General features: G+C 65.2%; 16 protein-coding genes. 6 read left to right on the top strand and 10 right to left on the bottom strand.

Going from position 1 to position 15,848, the window contains the following annotated elements:
• Positions 1-14: 14 nt before the first annotated feature.
• Positions 15-1,058, bottom strand: a complete 1,044-nt coding sequence (locus ABID58_RS08185; RefSeq protein WP_354032264.1) for a C-terminal binding protein — start codon at positions 1,056-1,058, stop codon at positions 15-17.
• Positions 1,059-1,321: 263 nt separating this feature from the next.
• Here ABID58_RS08185 and ABID58_RS08180 point away from each other — a divergent pair, with 263 nt between their 5' ends.
• Entirely contained in the window at positions 1,322-3,007 is a 1,686-nt protein-coding gene (locus tag ABID58_RS08180) for a methyl-accepting chemotaxis protein (RefSeq protein WP_354032263.1), read from the top strand.
• 225 nt (positions 3,008-3,232) lie between these two features.
• Here the strand turns inward: ABID58_RS08180 and ABID58_RS08175 are convergent, their stop codons facing one another.
• The 3 genes from ABID58_RS08175 to ABID58_RS08165 all read right to left on the bottom strand — a co-directional run bounded on the left by ABID58_RS08175 (position 3,233) and on the right by ABID58_RS08165 (position 6,494).
• A complete protein-coding gene (locus ABID58_RS08175) occupies positions 3,233-4,204 on the bottom strand; it encodes a Bug family tripartite tricarboxylate transporter substrate binding protein (protein WP_354032262.1) in 972 nt (323 codons plus the stop codon).
• A 234-nt stretch (positions 4,205-4,438) separates the two neighbouring features.
• Positions 4,439-5,374, bottom strand: a complete 936-nt coding sequence (locus ABID58_RS08170; RefSeq protein ID WP_354032261.1) for a DMT family transporter — start codon at positions 5,372-5,374, stop codon at positions 4,439-4,441.
• A 187-nt stretch (positions 5,375-5,561) separates the two neighbouring features.
• The gene (locus ABID58_RS08165) at positions 5,562-6,494 is read right to left on the bottom strand and encodes a DMT family transporter (RefSeq protein WP_354032260.1); all 933 of its coding nucleotides are present in this window, start codon (positions 6,492-6,494) and stop codon (positions 5,562-5,564) included.
• 369 nt (positions 6,495-6,863) lie between these two features.
• Here ABID58_RS08165 and ABID58_RS08160 point away from each other — a divergent pair, with 369 nt between their 5' ends.
• The gene (locus tag ABID58_RS08160; RefSeq protein ID WP_354032259.1) at positions 6,864-8,156 is read left to right on the top strand and encodes an adenylosuccinate synthase; all 1,293 of its coding nucleotides are present in this window, start codon (positions 6,864-6,866) and stop codon (positions 8,154-8,156) included.
• Between the two features lie 37 nt (positions 8,157-8,193).
• Complete coding sequence (locus ABID58_RS08155) at positions 8,194-9,786, top strand: hypothetical protein (protein ID WP_354032258.1); 1,593 nt, start codon at positions 8,194-8,196, stop codon at positions 9,784-9,786.
• Positions 9,787-9,920: 134 nt separating this feature from the next.
• Here the strand turns inward: ABID58_RS08155 and ABID58_RS08150 are convergent, their stop codons facing one another.
• Together ABID58_RS08150 and ABID58_RS08145 are read right to left on the bottom strand one after the other, a co-directional pair.
• Entirely contained in the window at positions 9,921-10,217 is a 297-nt protein-coding gene (locus tag ABID58_RS08150; protein ID WP_354032257.1) for a hypothetical protein, read from the bottom strand.
• Positions 10,218-10,469: 252 nt separating this feature from the next.
• The gene (locus ABID58_RS08145) at positions 10,470-10,715 is read right to left on the bottom strand and encodes a hypothetical protein (RefSeq protein WP_187435237.1); all 246 of its coding nucleotides are present in this window, start codon (positions 10,713-10,715) and stop codon (positions 10,470-10,472) included.
• 145 nt (positions 10,716-10,860) lie between these two features.
• Between ABID58_RS08145 and ABID58_RS08140 the strand changes: the two genes are divergently transcribed.
• Complete coding sequence (locus tag ABID58_RS08140) at positions 10,861-11,286, top strand: DUF5413 family protein (RefSeq protein WP_354032256.1); 426 nt, start codon at positions 10,861-10,863, stop codon at positions 11,284-11,286.
• A 61-nt stretch (positions 11,287-11,347) separates the two neighbouring features.
• A complete protein-coding gene (locus ABID58_RS08135; RefSeq protein WP_354032550.1) occupies positions 11,348-11,890 on the top strand; it encodes a DUF4112 domain-containing protein in 543 nt (180 codons plus the stop codon).
• A gap of 81 nt (positions 11,891-11,971) precedes the next feature.
• Here the strand turns inward: ABID58_RS08135 and ABID58_RS08130 are convergent, their stop codons facing one another.
• From ABID58_RS08130 to msrA, 4 genes are all read right to left on the bottom strand, one after another.
• Positions 11,972-12,265 (bottom strand): hypothetical protein, encoded by a 294-nt coding sequence (locus ABID58_RS08130; protein WP_148754538.1) that lies wholly within the window; start codon positions 12,263-12,265, stop codon positions 11,972-11,974.
• A gap of 211 nt (positions 12,266-12,476) precedes the next feature.
• The gene (locus tag ABID58_RS08125; protein WP_148754539.1) at positions 12,477-12,641 is read right to left on the bottom strand and encodes a DUF3309 family protein; all 165 of its coding nucleotides are present in this window, start codon (positions 12,639-12,641) and stop codon (positions 12,477-12,479) included.
• A gap of 105 nt (positions 12,642-12,746) precedes the next feature.
• Entirely contained in the window at positions 12,747-13,166 is a 420-nt protein-coding gene (gene msrB, locus ABID58_RS08120; RefSeq protein WP_354032255.1) for a peptide-methionine (R)-S-oxide reductase MsrB, read from the bottom strand.
• Between the two features lie 44 nt (positions 13,167-13,210).
• A complete protein-coding gene (gene msrA, locus ABID58_RS08115; RefSeq protein ID WP_354032254.1) occupies positions 13,211-13,912 on the bottom strand; it encodes a peptide-methionine (S)-S-oxide reductase MsrA in 702 nt (233 codons plus the stop codon).
• 235 nt (positions 13,913-14,147) lie between these two features.
• Between msrA and ABID58_RS08110 the strand changes: the two genes are divergently transcribed.
• Positions 14,148-15,836, top strand: a complete 1,689-nt coding sequence (locus ABID58_RS08110) for a tetratricopeptide repeat protein (RefSeq protein WP_354032253.1) — start codon at positions 14,148-14,150, stop codon at positions 15,834-15,836.
• The last annotated feature ends 12 nt before the right edge of the window (positions 15,837-15,848 follow it).

Below are 15,848 nucleotides of genomic sequence, written 5' to 3'. Positions count from 1 at the left end.
TTGCGCCGGCCGCCTTAGCTGTTCGGGCCGCGGTCCATGCCGACGGGCTGCCAGCGGCGGAGCGCGGTGTCTTGCAGCACCGACGGGTTCACGCAGCTTACCGGCCACATGCCCTGAAGCACCAGTGACAATTCGTAGCCCACCCGGCGCTTGCGCGCCTCGTCGAACCGTGCCGAGGCCGAGGCGACATGGGCGGTCAGGGTCACGTTCTCCATGCTGAGGATGGGGTTGTTGTGCGACGGCGGTTCCTTCTCCAGCACGTCGAGGGCGGCATGCGCGATCCAGCCCTCCTGCAGCGCCTTGATCAGGCTCTCCTCGTCCACGGTGGCGCCGCGCCCGGTATTGATGAAGATCGAGCCCTTCTTCATCTGCCGAAAATGCTTCTCGGTCAGCATGTGATGCACTTCGGGCCGGGCAGGCGCATGCATCGAGACGAAGTCGGATTGCGACAGCACCTCGTTCAACGTCGCCGGGATGACGCCGTGGTCCCACATCAGCGTTTCCTGGATGAAGGGATCATAGGCCATCATGCGCAGGCCGAACGGTGCGGCGCGCTTCGCAACGGCACGCGCGACGCGGCCGAACGAGACGAAGCCAAGCGTCTGGCCCATCAGCCGCGGGATCTTCAAGAGCGCCGGCCGGCCCTCGGCCCAGCGGCCGGTGCGCACCATCTTGTCCTGCTCGACCAGGCGGCGAAAGCCTGCGAGCAGCAGCATCATGGCGTGGTCGGCGACCTCCTCGATGAAGGTGTCGGGGATGTTGGTGACGGGAATGCCGCGCGCGGTCGCGGCCTTCACGTCGACGCTGTCGACGCCGACCGAGCCGAGCGTGATGACCTTACAGCTCTCCAGCGCGTCGATGATGGTCTTGGTGATCGGGATGCCCTTGGCGTAGATCGCGTCGGCATTCCTGGCGGCGGCGATGAACTCCGCCTCGTTGGCCGGCGCCTCGACGATCTCGGCATCGATCGGATCGAGCGCCTCGCGCTCGTAAGAATAGTCGCTGCCGGCGACCGTGAAGCTCGCGCCCTTCGGCGTCACCACCCTGTATTTCGGCATTTCCTGCTCCCGATTTGGTTTGTCGGTTCTTGTTGTGGCCAGCACCTTTGGGCGGGCCTTTGCGTCTTTTACGCGAAATCGGCGCGGTCGCGTACAATTCCCGGTTGTCGCACTCGTGATTATTTGCCGGTTTTGCCGGCATCGTCGGGGCTTCTACGGAGGCGCGTAAGTAACTTGCTAAGGGGTCTCACACTAAAAGTTGATTTAATTTCGATCGATTCACTCGCGCGCCCGCGTCCCTTTTTCCCCGGAGAGCCCACCCCGTGAAGTTGAGCAATCTGAAGATCGCCCCCAAGCTTGGCATCCTTGTCGGCGTCACCTTGTTCGGCCTTTGCATCTCCGGAGTCCTGGCCGGTTATCTGATGAAGCGCGCCATGGTCGACGCGCGCATCGACCAGACCAGGTCGATCGCCGATCTTGGTCGTAACTACGCAGCCGCGCTCAAGAAGCGCGTCGATGCCGGCGAGCTGACGAAGGATGCGGCCATGGCCGAGCTTCGCCGCTACGGCAATGCGATGACTTACGACAACGGCTCGGGCTATCTGTTCGGCACGTCCTATGACGGCATCACCCAGCTCGCGCCCGATCCGAAGCAGATCGGCAGCAACCGCATGGACGTCGTGACCAATGGCCGCAGGCTGTCGGTCGAGCTGATGGACGGCGTCAAGGCCAACGGCTCGATCCTGCTGTACTATGAATACGTGAAGCCCGGCCAGGAAACACCGATCCGCAAGATCGGTTACGCGGTGGCCGTTCCCGGCTTCGACATGTATCTCGGCACCGGCGCCTATCTCGACGACATCGACGCCAAGATGGTCCCCGTGTTCTGGTCGCTTGGTCTCGCCATGCTCGGCATCGTCATCGTCGCCGGCAGCGTTGCCTGGATGATCGGCCGCAGCATCAGCCGTCCGCTGGCCCTGCTCGGCACCCGCATGAAGGATCTCGCCGGCGGCAAGCTCGAGGGCGACATTCCCGGCGTCGGCCGCGGCGACGAGGTCGGCGCGATGGCCGCGACCGTCCAGATCTTCAAGGACAACGCGGTCCGCATCCGCGACCTCGAGCAGACCGACGCGGCGGCGAAGGAACGCGCCGCGACGGAACGCCGCAGCGCGATGGAAGATATCGCCAACGACTTCGAACGCAGCGTCAACGGCATCGTCCGCTCGGTCTCGTCGGCGGCTGCCGGCATGCAGTCGACCGCGCAGTCGATGACCGCGACCGCCAGCGACGCCTCGTCGCGGGCGGCAACGGTCGGTGCGGCCTCGCAGAGGGCGTCCGGCAATGTCGGCACGGTTGCTGCTGCCGCCGAAGAGCTGTCGAGCTCGGTTGCGGAAATCTCCCGCCAGGTGACGCGCTCGACCGAAGTGGCGAGCCGCGCCGTCAGCGACGCCGAGCGTACCAACGCCACGGTGCAGGAGCTCTCGACCGGCGCCGAGAAGATCGGCGAGGTGGTCAAGCTCATTCATTCGATCGCGGCGCAGACCAACCTGCTCGCGCTCAACGCCACCATCGAGGCGGCGCGTGCCGGTGAATCCGGCCGCGGCTTCGCCGTCGTCGCCTCCGAGGTCAAGGCGCTGGCCAACCAGACCGCCAAGGCCACCGAGGAAATCTCCGCCCAGGTCGCGGCGATGCAGACCTCGACCAGCGATGCGGTCGCAGCGATCGGCGGCATCACCCAGACCATCGCCGAGATGAGCGAGATCACCGCCGGCATTTCGTCCTCGATCGAGCAGCAGGGCGAAGCCACCCGCGAGATAGCCCGCAACATCCAGTCGGTCGCGGCCGGCTCGAGCGAGATCAACGCCAATATCGGCAGCGTCACCTCGGCCGCGGAAGCGACTGGCAGTGCGGCCAGCGACGTGCTCACCAACGCCCGCGAGCTCGACAGCCAATCCGGCGCGCTGCGCAGCGCGGTGGACGGCTTCCTCGCCAAGGTCCGCGCGGCGTAAAATTCTTGCCCTGAATTCGTAGGGTGGGCAAAGACGCGAAAGCGTCGTGCCCACCTTTTCTTTTTGAGTGCGTGGTGATCGCCGGCGGGCACGTGCCCCGGACGCAGTGCAGCGCTTCTTCAGCGGTGCGCTGCAGGGCCGGGGCCCATAATAGCGGCAGTCTGGGTCCCGGCTCTGCGCAGCAGCGTATCACGCTGCAGCGCGTCCGGGACACGGGACCATCCCCTACTGCTTCTCGATTCCCGCATCCCGGATCAGCCGCTCCCACAGCACCAGCTGCTCATTCACGAACGTGCCGAGCTGCTCCGGCGTGCCGGAGAAGGCGTCCATGCCGAGGGTGGCGAGCTGGGCCTTGATCTCAGGCTTCTCGACGATCTTGCGGATCTCGGCGTTGAGCCGGGTCACGATCTCCTTCGGCATGCCGGCTGGGCCGAAATAGCCCTGCCATGACGAGATGTCGAAGTCCGGCACGCCGGCCTCCTGCATCGAGGGAAGAGTGGGGATCAGCGGCGTGCGGTCCTTGGTGGTGACGGCGAGCGCCCGCAATGCGTTGCCCTGGACATGCGGCAGTCCGGTCAGGATGTCCACGAACATCATCGAGACGCGGCCGCCCATGACATCGTTGAGCGCCGGCGGCGAGCTCTTGTAGGGCACATGCAGGAGGTCGAGCCCCGCATTGTGGGCGAAGGTCGCGCCCGACACGATCGCCGAGGACGAGCCCGAGGCGTAGCTCAGCTTGCCCGGATTGGCCTTGCCGTAAGCGACAAGCTCGGCGACTGTCCTGGCCGGCACGTCCGGGTGGATCACCAGCATGAAGGGCAGGTCGCCGGTGCGCGCGATCGGGGTGAAATCCTTCACCGGATCGTAGGTCAGGCTTTTGAGCAGATAGGGATTGGCCGAATGCGTGGTGTTGGTCGTCACCAACAGCGTGTAGCCGTCGGGTGCGGAGCGCGCGACATAGGTCGCCGCGATCATGCCGTTGGCGCCGGCCTTGTTCTCGATGACGATGCCGACGCCGAGCGCCTGCGACAGATGCTGCGAGATCAGCCGCGTCGTGGTGTCGGTGCCGCTGCCGGCTGCAAACGGCAGCACGAGCGTGATGTTACGGCTCGGCCAGTTGTCGGCCTGCGCGGCGGATGCGGCAGCAAGACACAGCACGGCAGCGGTGCGCAGAACGCGCATGAGCGATGACAGCATGTTCGGACGTTCCCTCGTTTTTCGTTGGCGGGGAACCTAGCGTCTCCTCGTTGAAACCGGAAGCCACGAGTTTGTCTCGTGCCCCGGGCGCAGTGCAGCGCGCCGCACTTCGCGGCGTGATGCGCTGCTGAACCGGGGCCCATGCGGCAGACTGGGTCCCGGCTCTGCGATGCAGCGCTTGAGCGCTGCATCTTGTCCGGGACACGAGACTCGTTGTGCGTCCGCGCTGCGGAATTACTTCACCGCCGAGCCCTGGCGCGAGGCGATGACGACGCCGGCGAGCACCAGCGCGTAACCGATCAGGTGGAACGGCTGGAGCTTTTCGCCGAGCAGCAGGATCGCCATCGCCGAGCCGAACACCGGCACCAGATGGAAGAACGGCGCGGCGCGGTTCGGCCCGATCAGCGCGACGCCGCGGTTGAAGAACAGATAGGCGAGCGTCGAGGGGAAGATCAAGATGTAGCCGAGCGTCAGCAGCGTCACGGTGTCGAATTGCATGACATTGCCGCTCCACACCTCCCAGATCGCCGTCGGCAGCAGCATCATGGCGCCGCAGCAGGTGGTGAAGGACAGGAACGATAGCTGATGAACCTTCGGCCGGCGCGGGATGAAGGCGGAGTAGAGCCCGAACGCCACCAGCGAGGAGGCGAACATGATGTCGCCCCTGTTGAACGAGATGCTCGCCAGCGCCGCGAGGTCGCCGCGCAGGATGATGACCAGCACGCCGAGCAGCGAGATCGCGATGCCGGCGAGCTGCCCGCGGGTCAGCCGTACGCCGAACAGCACCAGCGACCACAGCGCCACGAACAGGGGACCTGCCGACTGGATCAGCAGCGCGTTCAGCGCCTCGGTATATTGCAGGGCCCAGTAGGAGATCGCGTTGTTGAAGGCGAAGCCGACCAGCGACAGGAACAGCATCAGCGGCAGGCTTTTGCGCAAGGCCGGCCAGTCGCGCTTCAGATGCGGCCATGAAAACGGCAGCAGGATCAGGAACACGCCAAACCAGCGGATCGTCGTCACCGTCAGCGGCGGCACATGCGCGCCGACATGGCGCGCAAGCACGATGTTGCCGGCCCAGAACAGCGAGCTCAGGCTGAGCAGCAGATAAGGCTGGTTGTTGAGCCAGCCGGCCGGACTCGAGGCAGGTGGCGCGGGCGAAGCGATCGTCATGGGCGTCAGGTGCGAGCTTGCGCCGGATTGGCGTCGTGACACAAGGCACGCCGCCGCAATGCTACAATGCAGGCACGACCCGAAGAGGCGCCATGGGCGGTCAATATGTTGGACGCATTCTTCATATCGCGGGCGCTCTTTCGCTCCGCGCACGAACCTCTCGCGTTGAGTTCATTGAAGGAAGAGTCTACGTCGCCTGCTTCCTCGACGCCACGAACACGCCTGACAGCACCAACGCGAAGCCGAGGAAGTGGAAGGCCTGCGGGTGCTCGCCCAAAAAGGCCATCGCCATGATCGAGCCGAACACCGGCACGACGTGGAAGAACGGCGCTGCGCGGTTGGCGCCGATCAGCCTGACACCGCGGTTGAAGCAGAGATAGGCGAGCGTCGAGGGAAACACTGACACATAGAACAGGGTCAGCAGGTTCGGTCCGTCGAGCTTCATCACGGGACGCGCAGACAGCTCCCAGATCTCGAGCGGAATGAGACAAGCGGCGCCGGCGCCGAAGGTGAAGGCGAGGAACGACAGGCCGTGCATCGGCGGCCGCTTCAAGGTCAGCACCGAATAGAGCGCGAAGATGATGAGCGCGACGATGAAGATCAGGTCGCCCTTGTTGAAGGCGATGTTCGACAGTGTGGTGAAATCGCCGTGCAGCAGGATGATCAGCACGCCGCACATCGAGAGAGCCACGCCGAAGGCCTGCGCCGCGGTGAGGCGGATGCCGAGGATGGCCAGCGACCACAGCGCCACGAGCAAAGGCGCGGCCGACTGCAACAGCAAGGTGTTGAGCGCCTGGGTATGCTCCAGCGCCCAATATTGCAGGGTGTTGAAGGCGCCGATGCCGGTGATCGACAGCACGACCATCAGGCCGAGCTTTGCGCGGATCGCGGGCCAGTCCCGGGCGAGATGCTTCCAGGCGAACGGCAGCACCAGCAGGAAGGCGAAGCTCCAGCGCAGGAAGGACAATGTCACCGGCGGGATGTGGCCGGCGGCGAGGCGCCCGACGACCGCATTGCCGGCCCAGCACAGCGCGGTGATGCCAAGCAGCAGATAAGGCTGGTTGGCAATCCAGTGCTGGCCGGATGTTTCGGTGCTGGTGGTCTGGCCGGTGGCGGACATTGTGATTGTTATGGCCCCGCGTGCAACAACGCCAAGGCCTCCGGCCCGGCGACGTCCGGGCCGGTCGAGACCCGGCCCGGTTCAAAGACACGGAAATCGAGGTCGCAGCAACGGGGCGGATGCATCGCCACCATGCAGCGGCCGGGGCTGCCCCTCACGCTTTGGTCGAAGGGAGAGCATCGCCCTGGAAGGTTTCCGGATTTTCCGGGGATATCAAAGGCTTGGATCGGGCGTTGGGTCCTCAAAAAGCCCGGTTCTTGCTTGCCTAGAGAGGCTGCTTCCTTTATCCGGTTGGTGCCTCGCGTACGAACGGCTCCGGGCCGGGAATTGGGCTGGGCGCATCTAAATTCTTCGAAGGATTACCCGCGAATGGCCAATGTTGTCGTCGTCGGCGCCCAATGGGGCGACGAAGGAAAGGGCAAGATCGTCGACTGGTTGTCGGAGCAGGCGGACATCGTCGCGCGCTTCCAGGGCGGCCATAATGCCGGCCATACGCTGGTGATCAATGGCGAGACCTACAAGCTCGCGCTGCTGCCCTCCGGCGTGCTGCGCCCGTCAAAATTGTCGGTGATCGGCAACGGCGTCGTGTTCGATCCGCAGGCCTTCCTCGACGAGGTCGCCAAGCTGCGCAGCCAGGGCGTCGCGGTCGGCCCGGAGAATCTGCGCGTCGCGGAGAACGTCACGCTGATCCTGCCACTGCACCGTGAGCTCGACGCCTTGCGCGAATCCTCCAATTCCGCGACCGCGATCGGCACCACCCGCCGCGGCATCGGACCGGCCTATGAGGACAAGGTCGGCCGCCGCGCGATCCGGCTGATGGATCTCGCCGACCTCGACACGCTCCCGCACAAGATCGACCGGCTCCTTGCGCATCACAATGCGCTGCGTCGTGGCCTCAACCTGCCGGAGTTCGACGGCAACGAGATCCTGAAGGAGCTGAGCGCGCTGGCGCCCCAGCTGCTGCCCTATGCGGAGACCGTCTGGCGCCTGCTCGACATCGAGCGGCGTGCCGGCAAGCGCATCCTGTTCGAGGGTGCGCAAGGAGCGCTGCTCGACGTCGACCACGGCACCTATCCCTACGTCACCTCGTCCAACACGGTGGCGGGGCAGGCTGCGACCGGAACGGGTATCGGTCCGGGTGGCGTCGGCTACGTGCTCGGCATCTGCAAGGCCTATACGACCCGCGTCGGGCAGGGACCGTTCCCGACCGAGCTGTTGAACGAGGTCGGCGAGGAGATCGGCCGTCGCGGCCGCGAGTTCGGGGTCAATACCGGACGCAAGCGCCGCTGCGGCTGGTTCGACGCCGTGCTGGTCCGCCAGACCGTGCGAACCTGCGGCATCAACGGGCTGGCGTTGACCAAGCTCGACATTCTCGACGGCTTCGATTCGATCGATGTCTGCGTCGGCTACAAGCTCGACGGCAAGGAGATCGACCATCTGCCGGCCGGCGAGGGCGCCCAGGCCCGGGTCGAGCCGATCTGGGAGACCATCGAGGGCTGGAAGGAGCCGACCGCCGGCGCGCGGTCCTGGGCCGATCTGCCCGCCCAGGCCATCAAATATGTCCGCCGGATCGAGGAATTGGTGGGATGCCCGGTGGCGCTGCTTTCCACCAGCCCCGAACGCGAGGATACTATCCTCGTACAAAACCCGTTTGAGGCTTAACGATCTCTTACCAGGACGCGCGTATAGTTGAGTAGAAATGGCTGATTACTATCCGCTGATCGCCCGCGCTATTGCCGCCCTGGACCCCAACGCTCCCGGCGAAAGCCGGCGCGCGCTCTATGAGCGGGCGCGCACGGCCCTGATCGCGCAGCTCCGCAGCGTCCAGCCGCCGCTCTCCGAATCCGAGATCACCCGCGAGCGGCTGTCGCTGGAGGAGGCCGTCCGCAAGGTCGAATCGGAGGCCGCCCAGCGTGCCCGCGAGGCCTCGCGCCCCGGTGGTGGCGCCCGCAGCGGGAGCGGCAGCGGCGATGCGTTCCGACGGGCCAGCGCCCGTGCGGCCGACAACAACCCGCCCGCATCTCCTCAGTCGGCCGCGCCGCCGCGGGCCCGTCCCGCCGCACCGCCGTCGCGCAGCGATCGCCCGCCGCTCGGCGGCGACGACCAGAACGACGCGCCGCGTCCGCCCCGCGCCCCGCGTTTCGATGCGCCGCGCCAGCCGGCTGCGCCGGAGCCGCCGGCCGGGCGCGATCGCTCGCCCTCGCGCCGCCCGCCGGATGGCGGACCGCCGCCACCGCCGGCGCCAGGCGTACGCGGCTTCCGCGACATCACCGCCGACGTCAACGATCTCGGCGGCGCCGCCGCGCAGGCCAACCGCGCCGCGCGCCGCACTTACGCCAACGTGCCGTCGCCCTCGCCGGAATTCGACCGGCTCGAGCCGAGCCTGGAGAACCGCGCCGCCGAACCCGACGCGCCCTATTCCTATGACGAGTCGATAGAGGAGGCCGAGCGCTACGCGCCGCAGTCGTCGTCGCCGCGTCCGCGCATCGCAGCCGACCGCGGCGCCAGGAAGCCCAAGCGCGCCGGCTCCATCTTCCCGTTCAAGAGTGCGATCGCCATCGGCATCGTGCTGATCCTGGTCGGCGCCGGCATCCTGTGGGGCAAGTCGCTGGTGCAGACCGCGACCAATCTGTTCAAGCCCTCGCCCACCCAGGTGGTGGAGGCGCCGAAGGATGCCGCGCAGCCGCAGAGCAAGCCGAAGATTCCGGATCGCGTCGGCCAGCCCTCGGCGAGCGACCAGCCGGCTGCGCCGGTGGCGCAGAAGGTCGTGCTCTATGACGAGGATCCGTCCGACCCGAAGGGCAAGCAATATGTCGGCTCGGTGGTGTGGCGGCTCGAGCCGATCAAGGCCTCGGGCAACCAGAAGGCCGACGTCGCCGTGCGCGCCGACATCGAGATCCCCGACCGCAAGTTCAAGATGACGATGTCGTTCCGCCGCAACACCGACTCGTCGCTGCCGGCGAGCCACACAGCCGAGCTGACCTTCATCCTGCCGCCGGACTTTCCGGGCGGCAGCGTCTCCAACGTGCCGGGCATCCTGATGAAGTCGAACGAGCAGGCGCGCGGCACGCCGCTCGCGGGACTCGCGGTCAAGGTCACCGACGGCTTCTTCCTGGTCGGCCTCTCCAATGTCGACGCCGACCGCTCCCGCAACGTCCAGCTTCTGAAGGAGCGCTCGTGGTTTGACGTGCCGCTGGTCTACGCCAACCAGCGCCGCGCCATCATCGCCATCGAGAAGGGCGCCCCCGGCGAACGCGCCTTCAACGACGCCTTCGCGCAGTGGGGCGATTAGGCCGGGCCTAGTTCTCTTCCGTCATTCCGGGGCGCGCGACGCGCGAGCCCGGAATCCATCGTGCCGCGCGCTGTGCAGCGAGATGGATTCCGGGTTCGACGCTGCGCGCCGCCCCGGAATGACTTGCAGATGGGTTACTGCGCGGTCGCTTCCCGCTTGCGTGCCGCAGTGGCGGCTGCGTGCTCGCGGTCCATCACGGCGCGGCAGCCGGGGCTGACCTGCGCTTTTTTCTGGACCATGCAGGCCCTTATCCGCGTGATGTCGGGGATCTCACTGGAGCACAGCCGCATCGCATCGCCCGTGCACATCTGCTGTGCTTCGGACGAGAAGGCGAGGCCGGGTGATGTCTGGAGGGCGATCGCGGTGGCGGTGAGAGCGAACAGCGAAGCGGCGGTCTTCAAGAGCGAAGCGATGGTTTGGTAGCGTGTCATGAACAATGCGTCCCCGAGTTCCGTGGGTCGAACCACTTGGTTTTGGGGCGCTGCACGCGACTTGATCTGCCGCATGTCACAGTCTTCACGCCGGGAACCTTGGTCCCGCATGTGGTCGCTCGATCTGTTGATGTTCGAATCGAAAAGTGCTGCGCCGCCCGAGCGAAGTATGCGCGATTGTCAAAGAGCTGCAATGGGCGGCGCGAATGAATTCGCAATTGTTGCGCGACCGTCACGCAAAATGTGAGACGTTCACATGCCGTGAGTCTGGAACACCTTGCTGCACGACCTCGACAGCTTGGCCCGGTTCGCCTGCAGGCAGCCCTGCACCGCATTGTCATTGCCGAGATCCTTGCGGCACAGCCGCGAGGCGTCGCGCGAGCAGGCATTCTGCTCCTGCGGCGTGCCCATATGGCCTTGCGCAAAGGCGGGCGCATTCGACAGGCCGCCGAGAGCCGAGAGAGTGATCGTCGCCAGCAATACCAGTTTACGAGACATCGGCGGCTCCAGATCTGACAGATGAATCTCAACCTCCAGTCTGAACTCGTCGCTTTGCTGCTTGTTCCCCCAAACAGCGCGCAACCGCGCTATCCAAGGTTCCCGCCGCGCTGCTATAAAAGCTCGTGCGTATGAGGAGTTCTTGATGAAACGCTATCTGGTGTTTGCGCTCGTCGGTCCGTTCGTGGGCGGCTTCCTGCTGCTGCTGACGACGACCTACCAGTCCGGCTACTGGGCCCAGACCAGTCTCGGCGAGGTCGGCAAGCTGTTCGTCGTATTCTTCAAGACGCTGCAATACAGCTATCTGTTCGGCTTCCTGCCCTCGCTGATGATCGGCGCGGTCGACGACATCCTGATCCATGTCAGGCGCGTCGGGCCGGTGCGGCGGATGCTGCTGGTCGGCCTGTTCGCCTTCATCCTGGCATCGCTGACCTACGGCTCGCGCGGGTCGGATTCGGGCGCGGTGCAGTTCATCCTGTACGGCCTGGTTGGCTTCGTGCCGGCGGTGCTGTCCTCTTGGTTCGTGCATCGCTATGTCGAGGAGCCGCGGCCCGCGGCGGCGGCGAGCTGAGCGCGCGACCTTCGGACGCGGCGCAGCAACCTCTGTTGTGCTCGTGCGTTTCCTGATGGACATGACCATGCCCGACGACGACATTCTCGCGCCACGCAAGTCCCGCTCAGGAACGCAGTCGCGCGCCGATGTTTCGGACCGCGCGGCGCGCGGACCGATCATCGACCAGGAAGGCCACGAGATCGCTCCCGAAACCCTGGAGCAGGGGTTCCGCGAGTTTCGCTTTGAGTTCGGCCAAGGCAATCCGTTCGGCAACCTGACGCGCGAGCAGCGGATCGCGCGGCTTGAGGCGCTCGCCAAGCTGCTCGACGTCGCCTTCGTCCTGCCCGGCACCAATATCCGCTACGGCATCGATGGGTTGATCGGATTGATCCCTGTCGTCGGCGATATCATCACCACCGCGATCTCGCTCTGGCTCGTGCGCGAGGCCCGCGCGCTCGGCGCGCCCTGGTATCTTACGGCCCGCATGCTCGGTAATGTCGCCCTCGACGGCGTGGTCGGCATCGTGCCGTTCGCGGGCGACGCCTTCGACGTCATGTTCCGCGCCAACATGCGCAACGTGCGCCTCTTGCGCCGCTGGCTCGACAAGCAGCCGCGCCTCTGAAGCCCGCCCTTTAAGAAAAGCGAAAAGCGCGACAGCCGTTCGGCCATCGCGCTTTGCGCACATCGGAGACTTTAAGAAAATTTACGCCGCGTCGGCGTCGGCTTCCGCGACCGGCTCCGGCTTGCGGTGGCGCGGCAGCGGGAAGGCCTCGCTCTCATAGAGCGAGCGGATGCCGTTCTGGTCGAAACGGGCTTCCTCGACCTGGAGATACGCGCCATTCAGCGAATCCGTCGGCAACTGCTCCATCGCGAACTGCACGGCTTCGGCCGCGGTGCCGAACCGCCGATAGGTGAAGCCCGCGCGCTTCTTCTTGCGGATGGCGGCGGGGAAGAGCTCGGCGGAGGTGTTGAAGTTGAACGGACGCAGTGGACGCATGGTCAAAGACCTCGTGATCTTGTCTGGGGCTTTAAGCGCGTGGGGTTGGGGAGGCGGAGGCCACAATCAGGCGAGCCCGCCGCACATCATTTTCGTCCACTAATATAGGCTGTTTTCACAGAAATGCGACCCCTGCGATGGGAGATGATGAATCCGCGCATGGCAGCCCCGCAGAGGCTATAACAAAAGTAGTTTCAATGAGTTATATGGTTTACAGCTTGCCAAGAAGCAGCAGGACGACCAGCACGACCAGAACGACGCCGCCGATCCCCATGCCGGAATGGCCCATGCCGTAGCCATAGCCGCCGATCCGGCCAGACCAGCCGCCCAAGAGATAGATGATCACCAGGATGATCAGGATGGTCCCGAGTGACATGGTGTCCTCCCTGGCGGCGGCCGGATTAGGCTCATCGGCTGCACGCCAGACAAGAAAAGCATATCGCGCCGCCGGGTTCCACCGGGGAACCGGCGGCGCGCAACCTTATTTCGGCTCCAGCTTGAGCGCAGCCGAGTTGATGCAATAGCGCAGGCCGGTCGGTCCCGGTCCGTCGGGGAAGACGTGGCCGAGATGGCCACTGCATTTGGCGCAGAGCACCTCGGTGCGGACCATGCCGTGCGTCGTATCCCGCTCCTCGTCGACATGGCTCTCGGCCGCAGGCGCAGTGAAGCTCGGCCAGCCGCAGCCGGAGTCGAACTTGGCGTCGGATTCGAACAGCACGTTGCCACAGCCGGCGCAGACATAGGTGCCGGCACGGTGATCGTGCTCATATTCGCCGGAGAAGGGACGCTCGGTCGCCTTCTCGCGCAGCACGGCGTACTGCATCGGCGACAATTCCTGCCGCCACTGCTGTTCGCTCTTGATGACCTTGTCGTCGGTGATTTTCGTCTTGGTGTCGGGCATGGGTCTCCCGTTTTCTGATGATCTTGTTTTCGGTGATCTCGCGATCAGTTGGTGGCCTTGCTGGCGCTCACCAGCGTCGGCTTCTCGATGTAGTTATCCGCGAACAGTTTTTTCAGGTTCTCGACCTTCGGGATGTCGTTATAGGCAATGTAGGGCTGGCTCGGGTGCAGCGTCAGATAGTCCTGATGATAGGCCTCGGCCGGGTAGAACGCCTCCAGCGCGCCGACCTTGGTCACGATCGGCTTGCTGAACACCTTGGCGCCGTCGAGCTGGGCGATATAGGCCTCCGCGACCTTCTTCTGCTCGTCTGAGGTGGTGAAGATCGCCGAGCGATATTGCGTGCCGCTGTCGGGGCCCTGGCGGTTGAGCTGGGTCGGGTCGTGCGCCACCGAGAAGTAGATCTGGAGGATCTTGCCGTAGGAGATCTTCTTCGGGTCGAACTTGATCTCGACCGACTCGGCGTGGCCGGTCCGGCCGCCCGAGACAGTCTGGTAATCGGCGGTCGCCTTGCTGCCGCCGGCATAGCCGGAGACCGCGTTGACGACGCCGGCCGTGTGCTGGAATACGCCTTGCACGCCCCAGAAGCAGCCGCCGGCAATCACCGCGGTCTGGATGCCGCTTGCGGGTGCTGTGTCCATTGCGGGGGCAGGGATCACGACGGCGTCTTCCGCGGCCCGGGCCGGTGCGGCAAAGGCCAGCGTCAAGGCGGTGGTGGCGGCGAGCAGGGACAGGACGGAGCGGCGCATGGCGGATCCTCTTTCGGAAGGCCTGACAGTTTAGGGCGGTTGAGGGCGGGCGAACAGCCTGCCCGGCGTTTTCAGACATCGGAGATACGGGCGGACCGGGCGATTGTTACGGCTTTGGAGACACGAACCCGTGAAATCCTTGGCCCGGCTTGGCGCGGTGGGGAACTCCGGGCTAGATGAACCGGCGCGATCGCCGATCGACTTAAGATGTGGTGGCTGGAGCTGATCCGACAACATGCTGCGCGTCGTCCTCCTGATATCAGTCATGCTCGTCTCCAGCTTTGCGATCGCCGCGGCGGAGCCGCAAGCCGGCGACGACCTCGCCACCTGCCGCGACCGCCAGGCTGACCTTCAGGCGCGGACGACGGCCTGCGAGAACCTGCTCAACGCCGATCGTGTCACCGGCAAGGACAAGGCGGTCGCGCTCTCGGTGCGCGGCAATAATCTGATCAACAAGCGCGACTACGATCGCGCGATCGATGTCCTGTCCACGGCCGCGGGCCTCGACCCGGACAATGCCGTCATCCTCAACCTGCGCGGCCTCGCCTATGAGCGCACCGGCAAGGACGACCTTGCGATGGCCGACTACAACCTCGCGCTCCAGAAGCGACCGACCTACGGCGTTCCCTACAACAATCGCGGCGTTATCCAGCTGCGCCGCGGCGCGCTGCAAAGCGCGCTCGATGATTTCAGCCTGTCGATCAAATACACGCCAAAATTCATCCTCGGCTGGACCAACCGTGCCCGCGTGCGCACGCTGATGAAGGATTATGACGGCGCGCTCGCCGATTTCGCGGAGGCCGAGAAGATCGATCCGGCCGCGCAACAGATTGCCGGAAACCGCTGCACCACCTACGGCATGATGGGCAAGTACGATCAGGCTTTTGCCGATTGCAACGGCCTGATCGAGAAGCAGCCGAGGAATGTCTACGCAATCAACAACCGCGCCGACGTCTATTTCATGAAGGGCGATTTCGACGCCGCGCTGAAGGACTACAACACGGCGCTTCAGCTCAACCCGAACAATATCCGCGCGCATTCCGGCCGCGGCCAGGTCTACGAGCGCAAGAAGGATCTCGCCCAGGCCCGCGCCGATTATCGCTCGGCCGCCTATTCGCTGACGAAGTTCGACGAGCTCGATGTTGCCCGCGCCCGCACCATCGCGCAGGAGCGGCTCGCCGCGCTGACGCCGCAAACGCCGGGCGGCGCGCCCAGCGGGCGCCGCGTTGCGCTGGTGATCGGCAACGGCGCCTACAAGAACGTCCACGCTCTGCCCAATCCGCCGCGCGATTCGAAGCTGATCGCGAGCGTGCTGAAGGAGGTCGGCTTCCAGACCGTGATCTCCGTCAGTGACCTCACCCGCGACAAGTTCTTCGACGCGCTGAAGACCTTTGCCGACGAAGCGGAGAAGGCCGATTGGGCGGTGGTCTATTATGCCGGCCACGGTTTCGAGATTGGCGGGGTGAATTATCTCGTTCCCATCGATGCCAAGCTCGCCGTCGACCGGGATGCCGAGACTCAAGCCGTCGCCCTGGAGCAGGTGATCGCAGCGGTGGGCGCGGCAAGAAAAGTGCGTCTGGTGATTCTGGACGCCTGCCGCGACAATCCGTTCGCGCCGACCATGCAGCACACGCTGTCGCTGAAGCTGGTCGACAAGGGCTTTTCCAACATCGAGCCCGGTGCCGGCTTCATGGTGGTCTACGCCGCCAAGCACGGCGAGACCGCGATCGACGGCGACAACGGTGCCGACAGCCCGTTCTCCAGCGCGCTCGCCCGCGAGATCAAGGTGCCGAAAATCGAGATCCGAAAGCTGTTCGACATCGTGCGCGACGATGTCTGGACCGTCACCAAGCACGAGCAGCAGCCGTTTTCGTATGGCTCGCCGCCGGGCCGGGAAGATTTTTATTTCGTGGCGGGGAAGTGAGGCAATCGCCGG

This window comes from Bradyrhizobium sp. S3.2.6, assembly GCF_040546885.1.
Classification (GTDB): domain Bacteria; phylum Pseudomonadota; class Alphaproteobacteria; order Rhizobiales; family Xanthobacteraceae; genus Bradyrhizobium; species Bradyrhizobium cytisi.
This window is presented reverse-complemented; position numbering and strand designations above follow the sequence as displayed.

What these genes read in the sequence shown, in the direction of transcription:
- ABID58_RS08110 (WP_354032253.1), top strand. Translation starts at nt 14,148, where the DNA reads ATGCTGCGCGTCGTCCTCCTGATATCAGTCATGCTCGTCTCCAGCTTT.
- ABID58_RS08155 (WP_354032258.1), top strand. Translation starts at nt 8,194, where the DNA reads ATGGCTGATTACTATCCGCTGATCGCCCGCGCTATTGCCGCCCTGGAC.
- ABID58_RS08150 (WP_354032257.1), bottom strand. Translation starts at nt 10,217, where the DNA reads ATGACACGCTACCAAACCATCGCTTCGCTCTTGAAGACCGCCGCTTCG.
- msrB (WP_354032255.1), bottom strand. Translation starts at nt 13,166, where the DNA reads ATGCCCGACACCAAGACGAAAATCACCGACGACAAGGTCATCAAGAGC.
- ABID58_RS08140 (WP_354032256.1), top strand. Translation starts at nt 10,861, where the DNA reads ATGAAACGCTATCTGGTGTTTGCGCTCGTCGGTCCGTTCGTGGGCGGC.
- ABID58_RS08160 (WP_354032259.1), top strand. Translation starts at nt 6,864, where the DNA reads ATGGCCAATGTTGTCGTCGTCGGCGCCCAATGGGGCGACGAAGGAAAG.
- ABID58_RS08165 (WP_354032260.1), bottom strand. Translation starts at nt 6,494, where the DNA reads ATGTCCGCCACCGGCCAGACCACCAGCACCGAAACATCCGGCCAGCAC.
- ABID58_RS08145 (WP_187435237.1), bottom strand. Translation starts at nt 10,715, where the DNA reads ATGTCTCGTAAACTGGTATTGCTGGCGACGATCACTCTCTCGGCTCTC.
- ABID58_RS08130 (WP_148754538.1), bottom strand. Translation starts at nt 12,265, where the DNA reads ATGCGTCCACTGCGTCCGTTCAACTTCAACACCTCCGCCGAGCTCTTC.
- ABID58_RS08175 (WP_354032262.1), bottom strand. Translation starts at nt 4,204, where the DNA reads ATGCTGTCATCGCTCATGCGCGTTCTGCGCACCGCTGCCGTGCTGTGT.
- ABID58_RS08135 (WP_354032550.1), top strand. Translation starts at nt 11,348, where the DNA reads ATGACCATGCCCGACGACGACATTCTCGCGCCACGCAAGTCCCGCTCA.
- ABID58_RS08125 (WP_148754539.1), bottom strand. Translation starts at nt 12,641, where the DNA reads ATGTCACTCGGGACCATCCTGATCATCCTGGTGATCATCTATCTCTTG.
- ABID58_RS08185 (WP_354032264.1), bottom strand. Translation starts at nt 1,058, where the DNA reads ATGCCGAAATACAGGGTGGTGACGCCGAAGGGCGCGAGCTTCACGGTC.
- msrA (WP_354032254.1), bottom strand. Translation starts at nt 13,912, where the DNA reads ATGCGCCGCTCCGTCCTGTCCCTGCTCGCCGCCACCACCGCCTTGACG.
- ABID58_RS08170 (WP_354032261.1), bottom strand. Translation starts at nt 5,374, where the DNA reads ATGACGATCGCTTCGCCCGCGCCACCTGCCTCGAGTCCGGCCGGCTGG.